The organism is Agromyces aurantiacus (assembly GCF_016907355.1).
GTDB lineage: Bacteria > Actinomycetota > Actinomycetes > Actinomycetales > Microbacteriaceae > Agromyces > Agromyces aurantiacus.
The window spans coordinates 1,801,075-1,815,573 of the sequence record NZ_JAFBBW010000001.1; the positions used below are offsets into that span (position 1 = coordinate 1,801,075).

A 14,499-nucleotide genomic window follows, 5' to 3' on the forward strand; every position below is an offset into this window, starting at 1 on the left:
ACTCTCTCCGTTGATGGTTGCTCACCTTGGCGGCGTGGCGCGCGCAGCACGTCGCGGAACGCCCTCACAAGCCTAAACCCGTTCCGGGGAGAGCCGGGACCGCGCACGGTAGCGTGAACGGCATGCAGTTCTACCGCACGACGCCCCGGCACGATCTCACGTACTCCGACGTCTTCCTCGTGCCGAGCCGGTCGGGCGTGTCGAGCCGGCTCGACGTGTCGCTCGCGCCCGACGACGGGTCGGGCGCCTCGATCCCGATCGTCTCGGCGAACATGAACTCCGTCACAGGCCCCCGGCTCGCGGCGACGCTCGCGCGCCGTGGCGGGATCGGCGTGCTCCCGCAGGACCTCCCGCTGCAGGAGCTCGACGACGCCATCCGCTGGGTCAAGTCGCGGCCGGCCCGGTTCGACGTGCCGCACGCGTTCTCCGTCGACCAGACCGCGGCCGACGCCCTCGAGGTGCTCCCGCCGGTCGAGGGGCACGGCATCGTGCTGCACGACGACGACGGGCGGTACGCGGGCACGATCCCCGCGGCGCGACTGGCGACCGCGCTGCCCGACGCGCGGCTCGGCGACCTGGTGCACGGCGCCATCCCGTCGCTGGACGCCGACGACGTCGACACGCCGCGCCGGGCGTTCGACCTGATGGTCGATGCCGGGATCGACTTCGCGCCCGTGCTCGAGCACGGACGCGTGATCGGCACCCTGAGCCGGCGGAGCGCGCTGCGGGGCACGGTGTCCGAGCCGAACACGGATGCCTCGGGCCGGCTGCGGGTCGCGGCGGCCGTCGGCATCAACGGCGACGTCGCGGCGAAGGCGCGCGCGCTGGCGGCCGCCGGCGTCGACATGATCGTGGTCGACACCGCGCACGGGCACCAGGAGGGGATGATCCGGGCGGTGCGCACGGTCAGGGCGGCGGGTCTCGGCATCCCGATCGTCGCGGGCAACATCGTCACCGCCGACGCGGTCGCCGACCTCGTCGAGGCCGGCGCCGACGTGCTGAAGGTCGGCGTCGGACCCGGTGCGATGTGCACCACGCGCATGATGACGGCGGTCGGCCGGCCGCAGTTCTCGGCGGTGCTCGAGACGTCCGAGGCCGCCCGCGAGGCGGGCGCGGCCGTGTGGGCCGACGGCGGCGTGCGGTACCCGCGCGACGTGGCGCTCGCGCTCGCGGCGGGCGCGGCATCCGTCATGATCGGCTCGTGGTTCGCGGGCACGATCGAGGCCCCGGGCACGCTGCGCCGCGACGCCGACGGCCGGGTCTACAAGGAGAGCTGGGGCATGGCCTCGACCAAGGCGGTCAAGGAGCGGTTCGGACGCCTGTCGGCATACGAGCTCGCGCGCAAGGAGCTCTTCGCCGAGGGGATCTCGTCGTCGGCGATCTACCTCGACCCGCTGCGTCCGTCCCTCGAGGACCTGCTCGACATGATCACCTCGGGCGTGCGCAGCTCGTTCACCTATGCGGGCGCGCGCACGGTCCCGGAGTTCCGGGAGCGTGCGCTCGTCGGCATCCAGTCGGCCGCGGGCTACGAGGAGGGCAAGGCGCTCCCGGTCAGCTGGTGAGCGCGGCCGCCCGATCCCTGGCTGTGGACGGATGCCGCAGCACCGCGAGTCCGCTGGCTACGCTCGCCGCATGACGCAGCCGGTCCATCCATTCGCCATCCTGGCCGACCCCGTTCGGCGTCGCATCGTGGAGATCCTCGCGGTCGGCGAGCATTCCGCCGGAACGCTGGGCGACGTGGTCGCGACCGAGCACGGCATCTCGGCCAGCGCGGTCTCGCATCACCTGCGGACGCTTCGCGACCACGGCGCCGTGTTCTCGACCGTGGATCCCGTCGAGCCGCGGTCGCGCACCTACCGGCTCAGCCAGGAGTTCCTCGCCCTCCTCGACGATGAGGTCGAGCGGCTGTTCCGGCTCTGGGACCACCGGTACGGGACGACGGAGCGACGCGCGCCGCTGGTGGACCCGCCGCGGTCGCGCCCCTCCCGGCCGCACCGATTCGGCGTCGCCGCCGAGCGACGCGCCGAGGAGCGCGCGGTCGCGTGGGGTCGCCGGGACCACACGCCGGTCGCTGCCGATCCGCGATCCGTGCGCTGACGAGGCGGCGTTCGACCGCGCTCGGCGTGCCGAGAACGTTTCCAGTTCGCTCGTCTGAAGCCTCCCTCATTTGAGGCCCCGCTCAACCGGCGGTGCTTCGGCCGGGTTGCCCTGGGCGATCGACGCGGCGGGCCTCATTTGAGGCCCCGCTCAAGCGGCTGTGCTTCGGCCGGGTTGCCCTGGGTGATCGACGCGGCGGGCCTCATTTGAGGCTGCGCTCATCTCGCCGGGGGTGGCTGGGGCGGTGCCGTTCGGGGCGGCTGGCCTCATTTGAGGCGGCGTTCATGCGGTGGGCACTCGGGGGTGGGTTGGCGGGAGGGCGCTCGGTGCCGGGCCTCATTTGAGGCCGGGTTCAGACGAGCGAACTGGAAACAGTCGCCGCGGAGGATACGGGTGAGGCGGGGCGGCCGGGGCGGGGCGAGGCGGGGAGGTGACGCGAGGGGGGCGAGGCGGGGAAGGAGGCTGGGGTGAGGCGAACGACGCCACGGCGTCGCCACGGGTGACGAGGGTGTGACGGCTCGGCGGTGGAGCGGCAACCGCCGTTATACTGGATCGACCATGGATGATCCTCCCTCTGCGACCACCCCCGGCCATAGACCCTCGCCCGTGACCGAACGGGATGGTGCGGATGTCTGAGTGGATCCTCCTCGGCATCGGGCTCATCCTCACGATCGGCACGGGCTTGTTCGTTGCGAGCGAGTTCGCGCTCGTGAACCTCGATCGATCCGACCTCGAAGCCCGGCGCGCCAAGGGCGAGACCCGGCTCGGTCTCACGATCGAGGCGCTGAAGATCACCTCGACGCACCTGTCGAGCGCGCAGCTCGGCATCACGCTCACCACGCTGCTGACCGGCTACACGATGGAGCCGGCGATCTCGTCGCTGCTCGCCGACCCGCTTCGCGCGCTCGGGCTCCCCGACGGCGCCATCCGGCCGGTGGGCGCGATCACCGCGATGATCGTCGCGACGTTGCTCTCGATGATCATCGGCGAGCTCGTGCCGAAGAACTTCGCGCTCGCCCTGCCGCTCGCGACGGCGAAGATCGTGATGCCGTTCCAGACCGCCTTCACGTGGGTGTTCCGCCCCGCCATCGCCGTGCTCAACGGCAGCGCGAACGGGCTGCTGCGCGCGTTCGGCATCGAGCCGAAGGAGGAGCTCTCCGGCGCGCGATCGGCCGAGGAGCTCTCCTCGCTCGTGCGCCGCTCCGCGAGCGCGGGTGTCCTGGAAGAGGACACCGCGACCCTGCTCGGCCGCACCCTGCGCTTCTCCGAGCACGACGCGTCCGATGTCATGACGCCGCGCCCGCGCGTCGCGGCCGTGCAGCGCACCGAGCCGGCCGAGGCGGTCATCGAGCTCGCACGCCAGACCGGGTTCTCGCGCTTCCCCGTCTACGACGAGGACCTGGACGACGTCGTGGGGCTCGTCCACGTCAAGCAGGCCGTCGCGGTCCCCCGCGAGAAGCGCGGCGACGTGCCCGCGTCGGCGCTGCAGAGCGAGGCGCTCCGCGTGCCCGAGACGATCAAGCTCGATTCGCTGCTCGGCGAGCTGCGCGGTCGCGGCTACCAGATGGCGGTCGTGGTCGACGAGTACGGGGGCACGGCGGGCGTCGCGACCCTCGAGGACCTCGTCGAGGAACTCGTGGGCGAGGTCTCGGACGAGCACGACCGCACGCGCGCGGGGGTCGTCCGCCGCGGCGAGTTCGTGAGCTTCCCCGGCATCCTCCGGCCCGACGAGCTGCTGGATCGCACGGGCATCCGGGTGCCCGAGGGCGGCGCGTACGAGACGGTCGCCGGGTTCGTCATGGCGGCCCTCGGTCGCATCCCGGCCGTGGGCGACGAGGTCGAGGTCGAGGGCGGCCGGTTCCGCGTCCAGCGCATGGACGGCCGGCGCATCGACCGGATCCAGTTCACGCCCGCGACCGCGCGGACGCATGCCGACGTCGTGACGGAGGTCGAGCGATGAGCGACTGGGTCGGACTCGCCTGGCTGTTCGTGCTGCTGGCCGGCAACGCGTTCTTCGTCGGCGCGGAATTCGCCGTCATCTCGGCACGCCGGTCGCAGATCGAGCCGCTCGCGGAGAAGGGCCGGCGCAGCGCGAAGACCGCGCTCTGGGCGATGGAGCACGCGACGCTCATGCTCGCGATGAGCCAGCTCGGCATCACGATCTGCTCGCTGCTGATCCTGACCGTCTCGGAGCCCGCCATCCATCACCTCCTCGAGGCGCCGCTGCAGCTGACCGGGTGGTCCGAGGAGGTCGTGTCGACGATCGCGTTCGTGATCGCGCTCCTGCTGGTCTCCTACCTGCACGTCGTGCTCGGCGAGATGGTGCCCAAGAACCTCTCGTTCTCGCTGCCCGACCGTGCGGTGCTCGTGCTCGCGCCGCCGCTCGTGTTCATCGCCCGCGTCTTCCGACCGGTGATCGTGGCGCTCAACGCGACCGCGAACGGCGTGCTGCGGCTCTTCGGCGTGGAACCCAAGAGCGAGGCCACCTCGACGTACACGCTCGAGGAGGTGCAGACGATCGTCGACCAGTCGCGTCGCGAGGGCGTGCTGCACGACGCGAGCGGGACGCTGTCGGCCGCGTTCGAGTTCACGACGAAGCGCGTGAGCGACGTCGCGGTGCCGATGTCCGAGCTCGTGTGCCTGCCGGCGGATGCCACGCCGGGCGACGTCGAGCGCGCGGTCGCGCGCCGCGGCTTCTCGCGGTACGTGCTCGCGGGCGAGGACGGCGAGCCCGACGGCTACGTGCACCTCAAGGACGTCATCGACCTCGACGACGACGAGTTCGACGACCCGCTCCCGCCCAAGCGCATCCGCCGCCTCGTGTCGATCTTCGCCGGCACCGACCTCGAGGACGCGCTCGCGACCATGCGCCGCCAGGGTGCGCACGTGGCGCGGGCGTTCGACGACCAGGGTCGCACGACGGGCGTGATCTTCCTCGAGGACATCATCGAGGAGCTCGTGGGCGAGGTCGAGGACGCCACCCGGAGGGGGTAGCGCGGCGGGGCGGCGGGCGGCGTAGACTGCGCCCGTCAAGGAAGCTGAGGTGAACTCATGTTCGAGAACTCCATCGCGATGGCCTCGCTCGCCGCCTCCGATCAGGCGCGTGCCCGGACGTTCTGGAAGGACGTGTTCGGGCTCGACCCGGTGCGCAGCGACCTGGGAGGCGACTTCTACGTGATCGGCGGCACCGCCGTCCTCGTCTACGAGTCCCAGTTCGCCGGTACGAACAAGGCGACGGCGTTCTCGATCATGACCGACGATCTCGACCGCGACATGGCCGCACTCCGTGCGAAGGGCATCGTCTTCCACGACTACGACCTGCCGGGGATCAAGACCGAGAACGGCGTCGTGGAGATGGACGGCGAGCGCGGCGCGTGGTTCGACGACAGCGAGGGCAACATCATCTCGATCGCCCAGCCGACCGGCATGTCGATGGACGAGGCCAAGTCCATGCTCGCCGCCGTCCGGACCTGAGGCGACCCCGGGCTACCACTCGCCGTCGTTGAGCGCCGGCCGCGCGCGGAGGTACTGCAGCGGCCACATCGACGTGTCGGCGCCGAGTTCGTGCGCCGCGCGCATCGCGAAGTGCGGGTCGCGCATCATCGCCTTGCCGAACATCACCGCGTCGGCGGCACCGGATGCCACGAGCTCCTCGGCCTGCGCGGGCGTCGTGATCCGCCCCACCGCGGAGACCGACACGCCCGCGCGCCCGCCGACGAACTCGGCGTGCGCGGCCTGGTACGCCGGTCCGACGGGGATCCGCACGTCGCGGACGAGGCCGCCGGTGGAGATGTCGAAGAAGTCGGCCCCGAGCTCGGCGGCGCAGCGTGCGACCGTCGCGGTCTGCTCCTCGTCCCACCCGCCGGGTGCCCAGTCGGTGGCCGAGAACCGGACGAACAGCGGCATCCGCTCGCCGATCTCGGCGCGCACGGCGCGCACGATCTCGAGCAGCAGGCGAGCGCGGTTCTCGAGCGGCCCGCCCCAGCGGTCCTCGCGGAGGTTCGACAGCGGCGAGAGGAACTCGTGCACCAGGTAGCCGTGCGCGGCGTGCACCTCGACGAGGTCGAAGCCGGAGGCGACCGCCCGCCGCGCCGCGAGGCGGAACGCCTCGATGATCGCGAGGATGCCGTCCTCGTCGAGTGCGACCGGTTCGCGCAGGCCCTCGAACGCGATCGCCGACGGCGCGAGCGTGCTCCATCCGCCCTCCTCGAGGGGCTGCGAACCCGGTCGGCGCAGGTGCTCCTGCCACACCGAGGCCTTGCGGCCGGCGTGCGCGAGCTGGATTCCGGATGCCGCGCCCTGCGATCGGATGAAGCGCGTGATGCGCGCCCAGGCCTCCGCCTGCCGGTCGTTCCAGAGGCCCGTGTCGTGGTCGGAGATGCGGCCCTCGGGCGTGACCGCGGTCGCCTCGGCGATCACGAGCCCGGCGCCGCCCGCCGCCATCGCGCCGAGGTGCACGAGGTGCCAGTCGTGGGGCACGCCGTCGAGCTCGGTCACCGAGTACTGGCAGAGCGGCGGCACCCAGACCCGGTTGCGGATCTCGAGGCCGCGGATCGTGATCGGCCGGAACAGGGCGGGCGTCTCGGGCGCGGACGAGGATTCGGCGCTCACGCGGCGAGCTCCCGCAGCCACGCCTCGAGGCCCGCCGCATGCGTGAACACGTGCCCGTCGCCCCCGACCGCCCGCGCACCCTCGACGTTCACGGCCTTGTTGTCGACGAACAGGAACTCGGACGGCGAGATGCCGAGCTCGGCCATGACGTGGCCGTAGATCTCGGCGCCCGGCTTGACCATGCCGAGCTCGCCGCTGACGAACACGCGCTCGAACAGCGGCGCGAAGGACCCGTGCCGGAGCCACCCCCCGAAGTCGGCGCCCGCGTTCGAGAGCAGCGCCATCCGCGTGCCGCCGTCGTGCAGGGCGTGCAGCACGGCCAGCGTGGCGGGGTCGACGCTCAGCCAGCTGCGATGGTCGATCGCCCACAGCTCGTGCAGGTCGATGGCGGTCCAGGCCGTGCCGAGGTCGTCGGCGACGCGGCGCCAGTACGCCGCGATCGACAGCGTGCCCCGGTCGAGGTCGTCGCGATGCGCCCAGTACGCCGGCCAGAACGACTCGGGGTCGGCGCCGGCGCGGGCGAGGAGCGTGGCGCGATCCGCCTCGGAGGGCGCGTGCGAGATGACCTCGCCGTAGTCGAACACCACCAGGCGCGGGGACAGGCTGATCGGCGCGGAACTCGTCGGGGGCATGCTCTTCAACCTATCGTTGGGTCATGGCAACGGGGACGTGGCGGGAGTGGACCGCCGACGACGCATCCGAGTGGCTCAGCGCTCCGAGCGCCGACGACGACAAGTACCGCCGCGGCGTGCTCGGCGTGATCACGGGCTCGCCCGACTTCCCGGGCGCGGCGGTGCTCGGTGTCGAGGCGGCCCACCGGACGGGGGTCGGGATGGTGCGCTTCACCGGTCCGCGCGCCGTGCGCCAGGCCGTGCTCGCCGCGCGACCGGAGACCGTCGGCGTGCCCGGGCGCGTGCAGGCCTGGCTGCTGGGCTCGGGGATGGACACCGACCACCGGTCGTTCCTGCTCGCCGGCGACCTCCAGCACGCCCTCGCGTCGGGCGAGCCGACCGTGCTCGATGCCGGTGGGCTCGACCTCGTCGGGAGCCACACCGCCCCGACCGTCATCACGCCGCATGCGCGGGAGCTCGCCCGGCTGCTGAACGACCGCGACATCGACGCCACGGTCGAGGAGGTCGAGGCCGATCCGGCCGGATGGGCCGCCCGCGCCGCCGAGGAACTGCGCGTCGCGGTGCTGCTCAAGGGTGCCGTCACCCACGTCTGCGACCCGGACGGCACGCGCCTCACGGTGACGGCGTCGACCCACTGGCTGGCCAGCGCCGGCACGGGAGACGTGCTCGGCGGGATCGTCGGTGCCCTCGCGGCGACGCACCACGAGCGGCTCGCGACCCACGCGACGGCGATCACGTACCTCGCCGCGACGGCCGCGTTCGTCCACTCCGAGGCCGCGCGCCGTGCGAGCGAGGCGTGGGAGGGCGGCCCCGTCACGGCGATGGACGTCGCGCACGCCATCCCGCCCGTCATCGGCCGCCTGCTGCGCGGCGAGGCCCGATCCCCGCGTCCGTGACGGACCGGCCGGGTTCGGACCCGATGGCGGAGGACGTCGTCGACGCGGTCGATGGCCGGCGCCGGCCCGCTCGGCTGCGCCGGGCGCTCGGCGGACGCGGGGCGCTCTGGGCGGCGTTCGCCGTGGTGCACGTGGCGCTGGTGGCAATCAACCTGTCGGGCGCCGGCAACGCGCTCGGCGACGTGACCCTCGTGTACCGCGTGTGGGCCGAGACCGCGCAGCACGGCTGGGTGCGCATGGGCATCGACGTGCCCTGGGTGTACCCGATCCTCGCGTTCGCGCCCATGACCGCCGCGCTCGCCTTCGGCTCCGAGTGGTACGGAGCGACGTGGCTCGGCCTCGTGACCGTGCTCGACGCGATCGCGTTCGGCGTGCTGCTCGGCTCCGGGACGCTCTCGCGCCGCCGTCGCGCCGCCGCGTGGTGGTGGGTCGCGTTCCTCGTCCTCCTCGGGCCGATCGCACTCGGCCGCATCGATGCGGTGACGGTGCCGTTCGCCGTCGTCGGACTGCTGTGGGCGGCGGGGCGCCCGCGCGTCGCGGCAGCGCTGCTCACCATCGGGGCGTGGATCAAGGTCTGGCCGGCCGCGCTGGTGGCCGCGCTCGTGGTGGCCTCGCGCCGCCGCGGCGAGGTCGTCATCGTCGCGGCGGCGCTCACGGCCGGGATCCTCGGCGTGAGCGTGCTCGCGGGCTCGGGCGGAAACGCGCTCGGGTTCGTCGCCGAGCAGGCGGGCCGCGGGCTGCAGGTCGAGTCGCCCTTCGCGGTGCCGTGGCTGTGGTGGATCGTCGGGGGGACGAGGGAGGCGACGATCGCCTACGACCGCGACATCCTGACGTTCCAGATCGAGGGTCCGGGGGCGGACGCCGCGGCCGCCCTCACGACGCCGGTGATGGCGCTCGGCGCGGTGCTCGTCCTCGTGGCGGGCCTCCGCGCGGCGCGGCGCGGCGCGCACCTCGTCGCGCTCCTCCCGCCGCTCGCGCTCGCGTTCACCACGGTGCTCATCGTGGCCAACAAGGTCGGTTCGCCGCAGTTCGTCACGTGGCTGGCCGCGCCCGTGATCCTGGGGATCGTGCTCGGGGGCGGCCGTCACCTGGTGCCGGCGGGCCTCGCGCTCGCGATCGCGGTGCTCACCCAGGTGATCTACCCGTACTGGTACGGCTGGCTGCTGATCGCCAACCCGGGGTTCGTGGTGGTCCTCACGGTCAAGGTGGTGCTGCTGGTGCTCCTCCTCCTGTGGGCGGTGCGCGCGGTGTGGCAGGCTGGTTCTGCGCGCACGCCGTCGGACGAGTCCGCGGCCTAGCGGGCTGCGCGGCGCGCGTCGCGTGGGAGGAGGAACCCATGCTGGTCGCGTTCTCGGTCGCTCCGAGCGGAACGGGTCGCACGGACGGTTCGGTGCACGATGCGGTCGCCGAGGCCGTGCGGATCGTCCGGGAGTCGGGGCTTCCGAACCGGACGACGTCGATGTTCACCGAGATCGAGGGGGAGTGGGACGAGGTCTTCGCGGTGATCCGCGAGGCGTGCGAGGCGGTCGGCGACTACGGGTCGCGCGTGTCCCTCGTGCTCAAGGCCGACATCCGTCCGGGCTTCACGAACGAGCTGGAGGGCAAGGTCGACCGGCTCGAGGCCGCGCTCGAGAACGACGGCTGACACCGCCGGGGCGCCGGGTGGGTCCCGCCCGGCGCCGCGAGGGGTCGCGGCGATTCTCGAATCGATTCGATCCGTGGCATGATCGAACGGTGACCCACGCTCCCGACGGGCCGACGACGCTGTCGCCGGCCCGCATCCGTCTCGCCCTCATCGCCCTCGCGATGGGCGGCTTCGGCATCGGCGCGACCGAGTTCGTCGCGATGGGCCTGCTGCCCGACATGGCGGTCGACCTGCTGCCCGGGCTCGCGGCCGAGTCGGCCGACGCCGCGAACGCGGCGGCGGGCTGGATCATCTCGGCCTACGCGCTCGGCGTCGTGGTCGGCGCCCCGACGATCGCCGCGGCCGCCGCGCGGTGGCCCCGCAAGCGGCTGCTGCTCGCCCTCCTCGCGGCGTTCAGCCTCGGCACTATCGCGTCGGCGCTGCTGCCCACCTTCGAACTCGTGGTCGCCGCGCGCTTCGTCGCCGCGCTCCCGCACGGCGCCTACTTCGGCATCGCCTCGCTCGTCGCGGCGAACCTCATGGGTCCCGGCAAGCGCGCCCGCGGCGTGGCGCTCGTGCTCTCCGGCCTCACCATCGCGAACGTCGTCGGCGTGCCCCTGATCACCTGGCTCGGCCAGCAGGCCGGATGGCGCGTGGCCTACCTCGCGGTCGCGGGCATCTTCGTCGCGACCTTCCTCGCCGTGCTCGCCGCCGTGCCCTGGCAGCCGGGCGACCCGTCGGCGACCATGGTGCGCGAGCTGCGGATCTTCACGCGCGTCCAGGCGTGGTTCGCCCTCGCGATCGGCGCCATCGGGTTCGGCGGCCTGTTCGCGGTGTACAGCTACGTCGCGCCGCTCGCGACCGAGGTCACCGGGCTGCCCGCGTCGCTCGTGCCGCTCATCCTCGTGGTGTTCGGCCTCGGCATGACGATCGGCAACCTCGTCGGCGGGCGCCTCGCCGACTGGAGCGTCCGCCGATCGATGCACCTGTTCTTCGCCACGCTCGCCGGGGCGCTCGTGCTCACGGCGCTCACCGCGCAGCATCCGCTCGGCCTCGCCTCGGGGGTGTTCCTGGTCGGGGCCTCCTCGGCGGCGCTCTCGCCGACCATCCAGGCGCGCCTCATGGACGTCGCGCGCGACAGCCAGTCGATCGCCGCGGCGCTGAACCACTCGGCCCTGAACATCGGCAACAGCCTCGGCGCGATGGTCGGCGGGATCGTCATCGCCGCGGGGCTCGGCTACGTCGCCCCGGTGTGGGTCGGACTGCTCTTCACGATCGCGGGCAGCGCGCTCGCGGTGGCGACGTTCGCCCTCGATCGCGCGCGGCAGCGCCGCGGCATCCCGCTGCCGTCGGTCACCGGCGCCATCGGGGCCGTCGGGGACTGACGCCCGGCCGCGTCACTCCGACTGCAACAGGATCCCGTCGGCGATCGCGCGCTTGCGCAGCGCGACCTTCGTGCCGACGTCGTACCCCGCGAGGCGGTACTTCTCGCGGATGCGCTTGAGGTAGCTCTTCGCGGTCTCCTCCGAGATCCCGAGCTGGAACGCGACCGCCTTCACGGGCTGGCCCGCGCCGTACAGCGCCATCACCCGGCGTTCCTGCGCGCTCAGCCGCGGGGCGGCGCCGTCCCCGTCGAGCGCGTCCTCGAGCTCGCGGCTGAGGTACGACTCGCCGCGCTGCGCGGCGCGGATGGCCTCGACGATCGTCTCGACGGGTTCCGACTTCACGAGGTATCCGAGCGCGCCCGCGCCGAGCGCCTCGCGCACCACGGCGGGCTCGGAGTAGGTGCTCATCAGCATCGTGCGCACGCCCGCCGACTTCAGCGTCGACAGCTTGATGGAGATCGGGATGTTGTCGCGCAGGTCGAGGTCGAGCAGGACCACGTCGACGGGGAACTCGGGGTGCGCGAGCAGCTCGGACCACGACGGCACGGCCGCCACGAGCTCGACGTCGGACGCCGCCCCCCGCAACCACTCGGAGAGCGCACCCAGCAGCATGCGATGGTCGTCGACGATCGCGAGCCGGATGCGCGGCAGTTCGGTTTCGGGCACGTCATGCTCCCCTCGGGTAGGCGGCGCTGGGCGGCGCCGAGGTGCCTCCACGGACCGTGGGCTCGATCCGGCAGTCGACGTCGACCCGGAAGCCGTCGGGCTCCAGGGCGACCTCGTGTCCTCCGACACTATCGAGTGACTCCCACGTCGCGGCGTCGACCTTCCGCGCCGGGATGCCGGAGACCTCGAATCTGATGGCGACACGGGCGGCATCGGCGAGCGTGCGCGGCGGCTCTTCGACGTCGTCGGCCTCGGCGTCGCGGCAGGTGACCCTGACCTCGAGCGGCGGCTCGGTCGACGTGCGCCGGCGCTGGCCGGCGATGAGCCAGACGGCGAGCAGCAGCCCGTCGCGCTGCGACGGCGAGAGCAGCCCGGCGAGCCCGTTCGGGTCGTCCACCGTGACGCGGCGGCTGAGGTACGCGGACTCGGTGACCGCGTGGCGCAGCCACGTGTCGGTGCGGCCCTCGATGAGGCGGATGCGCAGGCGGGCCGCGAGCTGGCCCGCCCGTTCGGCGTCCTCGGGCGGCAGCGGGATGGCGATCCGACCCGACCCGACGTCGTCGAGCAGCGACTCGGCGTCGTAGTCGAGCTCCGCGAGCTCCTCCGAGGCTCGCATGCCGACGGCCGACCGGGGCGTGGCCACGGTGGACTGGACGAGCGAGAGGTCGAGCTCGCGGCCCACGAGCCGTCGGAACCCGCGGACCGCGACGGTCACGAGCACCACGGGCACCACGGCGCTCGCCGCGACGGCCAGCCCCACGACGGTCGTCGTCCCGGCCTCGGGAGCCTGCAGCAGCGCCGCGACGGCCAGCACCCCGGCGATGGCCGAGGCGGCGGCGACCGGTGAGCGCGTCTCGCGCAGGGCCGCGACCGGCATGAGCACCGCGGCGGCCGCGGGTGCGGCGGTGGGCGTGATCCCGAGCGGCAGCTGCGGCGCGGTCGCGGCGACGTCGAGCGAGACCGGCACGGCCAGCCCGACCAGCAGCCCCACGAGGACGCCGTCGGAGACCTGGCTGATGCCGCGCGTGGCGACGACCGCGACGATCGTGACGACCGCGAGCGCGATCCACGCCGGCACGGGGCTCGAGCCCGGCGGGTAGGTCGCCGCGAGGCCGATGGCATGCACGAGGTGCGCGAGGACGATCGCGGCTGCGGCGAGGCCGACGCCGGTCGCCAGGCGGCGCCCGCCGTGCGCGCTCCGGATGTCCTCGGCGGCGCGGGCCGAGCGCGTCGGCCGGCGGAACTGGCTCTCGTGCGTGGTGTCGCGCGCCGCCTCGTCCTCCGCGGCGGAGCGTCGGAGCAGGTTCACGGCTTGGGCACCTCCAGCATCACGGTGGTGCCCGAGCCCGGCGAGCTGAACACCCGGGCCCGGCCGCCGACGGCGTGCAGCCGGCCGACGACCGACTCGGCGAATCCGAGTCGGGCCGGGTCGACGGACGTCGGCTCGAATCCGGCGCCCTGGTCGGTGACCATGGCCCGGACGGTGCGCTCGTCGTCGGTGATCGTGACATCGGCCTCGTGCACGCCCGAGTGCCGCCGCACGTTCTCGAGGCACTCGCCGAGTGCGCCGAGCAGCGCGTCGAGCGTGTCCCGGGGCAGCACGAGCTGGCCGGCCCCGTGCCAGTTGACGTCGAGGCCCATCCGCGCGAATCGCTTGCGCACGGACTCGAACGTCGTGCCGAGGCCGCCGGCGCCCGCCGTGGATTCCGGGGAGAAGATCACGCTCGAACCGTTGTCGAGCGGAGCGCCGAGGCGCAGCTGCTTGAGCAGCCGCGCGTCGTCGCCGGCCTGCTGGCGCAGGGCGCTCGCACCGACGCCCACGCCCGAGTGGGCGAGCAGGCTGAGGGTCGCGAGCACGGTGTCGTGCAGCACGCGCGCGTCCTGGCGCTGCTGCGCCTCGGACTCGCTCGCGAGCCGCTCGGCCTCGTGCGCGCGCCCGACCTCGTCGATGCGGTCGGCGGCGCGCTGGATCGCCCGGGCGAGCCAGACGCCGGTCGCGGTGCAGGCGATCCAGCCCGCGAGGGCCGCCACGAGCACGAGCCCCATGTCGGCCCCGGTGGTCGCCGAGATGCCGATCGCGCCCAGCACGCCGGTCGCGGAGCCGATCATGAGCGCCGGGCCGCTGGGCCGGACGATCATCGGGATGGCGATCGCGGGGGTGGTGAGCGCGGCGGTGACGGCCATCGCCGTGGCCGCCGCGGGATCGACGACCGGATCGAGCCCGATCGCGAGCAGGAGCGCGACGGCCGCCAGGATCGTGGCGAGGGTCGGCAGCAGCGCGCCGCGCGAGGTCGCCACGACCGCGAGGACGATCACGAGCAGGTCGAGCGCGACGACGAGCGAGAAGCGGTCGGCGTCGAGCGCGCCGGGCACCACGAGGCAGGCGAGTGCGATGATCGCGCCGGTCAGGCTCCCGGCGCGCGCGAGACGTCGCAGCAGCCGGTCGCGTTCCTTGTCGATGCGACGCATGCCACCCCCTCCTGTGACGTCCGTTCGCACGGCGCTCCCACGCCGTCCCCTCGAAGATAACGCAGGAGGCCCCCCATACGTGGGCCATCGGTCCCGAAACGGACCATCCGGGCCGGAAC

The 14,499-nt window shown here is 73.3% G+C and carries 14 protein-coding genes; 9 read left to right on the forward strand and 5 right to left on the reverse strand.

The genetic code is table 11. From position 1 onward, the window contains the following. Positions 1-122 precede the first annotated feature (122 nt). The 5 genes from guaB1 (at position 123) to JOD46_RS08535 (ending at position 5,571) form a co-directional block, all read left to right on the forward strand. On the forward strand, positions 123-1,562 hold the full coding sequence (gene guaB1 / locus JOD46_RS08515) for a GMP reductase (protein ID WP_204393356.1): 1,440 nt from the start codon (positions 123-125) through the stop codon (positions 1,560-1,562). Between the two features lie 70 nt (positions 1,563-1,632). Further along, positions 1,633-2,097: an ArsR/SmtB family transcription factor gene (locus JOD46_RS08520; protein WP_204393358.1), complete on the forward strand. Its 465-nt coding sequence runs from the start codon at positions 1,633-1,635 to the stop codon at positions 2,095-2,097. 628 nt (positions 2,098-2,725) lie between these two features. After that, entirely contained in the window at positions 2,726-4,057 is a 1,332-nt protein-coding gene (locus tag JOD46_RS08525; protein ID WP_204393360.1) for a hemolysin family protein, read from the forward strand. Next, entirely contained in the window at positions 4,054-5,091 is a 1,038-nt protein-coding gene (locus tag JOD46_RS08530; protein ID WP_204393362.1) for a hemolysin family protein, read from the forward strand. The genes JOD46_RS08525 and JOD46_RS08530 overlap by 4 nt, the downstream gene beginning before the upstream one ends. Before the next feature lie 57 nt (positions 5,092-5,148). After that, positions 5,149-5,571, forward strand: a complete 423-nt coding sequence (locus JOD46_RS08535) for a VOC family protein (RefSeq protein ID WP_204393364.1) — start codon at positions 5,149-5,151, stop codon at positions 5,569-5,571. Between the two features lie 12 nt (positions 5,572-5,583). Here the strand turns inward: JOD46_RS08535 and JOD46_RS08540 are convergent, their stop codons facing one another. Continuing rightward, positions 5,584-6,708, reverse strand: coding sequence for an NADH:flavin oxidoreductase/NADH oxidase (locus tag JOD46_RS08540; RefSeq protein ID WP_307834967.1), 1,125 nt, complete (start codon positions 6,706-6,708; stop codon positions 5,584-5,586). Next, positions 6,705-7,340: an HAD family hydrolase gene (locus tag JOD46_RS08545; protein ID WP_204393366.1), complete on the reverse strand. Its 636-nt coding sequence runs from the start codon at positions 7,338-7,340 to the stop codon at positions 6,705-6,707. The genes JOD46_RS08540 and JOD46_RS08545 overlap by 4 nt, the downstream gene beginning before the upstream one ends. A gap of 23 nt (positions 7,341-7,363) precedes the next feature. On the opposite strand from JOD46_RS08545, the gene JOD46_RS08550 reads away from it, so the two are divergent. The 4 genes from JOD46_RS08550 to JOD46_RS08565 all read left to right on the forward strand — a co-directional run bounded on the left by JOD46_RS08550 (position 7,364) and on the right by JOD46_RS08565 (position 11,245). Further along, positions 7,364-8,236, forward strand: coding sequence for an ADP-dependent NAD(P)H-hydrate dehydratase (locus tag JOD46_RS08550; RefSeq protein WP_204393368.1), 873 nt, complete (start codon positions 7,364-7,366; stop codon positions 8,234-8,236). Between the two features lie 23 nt (positions 8,237-8,259). Continuing rightward, positions 8,260-9,534 (forward strand): glycosyltransferase 87 family protein, encoded by a 1,275-nt coding sequence (locus tag JOD46_RS08555; RefSeq protein ID WP_204393370.1) that lies wholly within the window; start codon positions 8,260-8,262, stop codon positions 9,532-9,534. Between the two features lie 38 nt (positions 9,535-9,572). After that, positions 9,573-9,881, forward strand: a complete 309-nt coding sequence (locus JOD46_RS08560) for a thiamine-binding protein (protein WP_204393372.1) — start codon at positions 9,573-9,575, stop codon at positions 9,879-9,881. A gap of 89 nt (positions 9,882-9,970) precedes the next feature. Continuing rightward, a complete protein-coding gene (locus JOD46_RS08565; protein ID WP_307834968.1) occupies positions 9,971-11,245 on the forward strand; it encodes an MFS transporter in 1,275 nt (424 codons plus the stop codon). Positions 11,246-11,257: 12 nt separating this feature from the next. Here the strand turns inward: JOD46_RS08565 and JOD46_RS08570 are convergent, their stop codons facing one another. The 3 genes from JOD46_RS08570 to JOD46_RS08575 are packed head-to-tail and all read right to left on the reverse strand — an operon-like array spanning position 11,258 to position 14,380. Further along, positions 11,258-11,911 (reverse strand): response regulator, encoded by a 654-nt coding sequence (locus JOD46_RS08570; protein WP_307834969.1) that lies wholly within the window; start codon positions 11,909-11,911, stop codon positions 11,258-11,260. Between the two features lies 1 nt (position 11,912). After that, entirely contained in the window at positions 11,913-13,220 is a 1,308-nt protein-coding gene (locus tag JOD46_RS18550; RefSeq protein WP_239562660.1) for a hypothetical protein, read from the reverse strand. Continuing rightward, positions 13,217-14,380, reverse strand: coding sequence for a sensor histidine kinase (locus JOD46_RS08575; RefSeq protein ID WP_204393376.1), 1,164 nt, complete (start codon positions 14,378-14,380; stop codon positions 13,217-13,219). Before JOD46_RS08575 ends, JOD46_RS18550 begins: the two co-directional genes overlap by 4 nt. Positions 14,381-14,499: the final 119 nt, after the last annotated feature.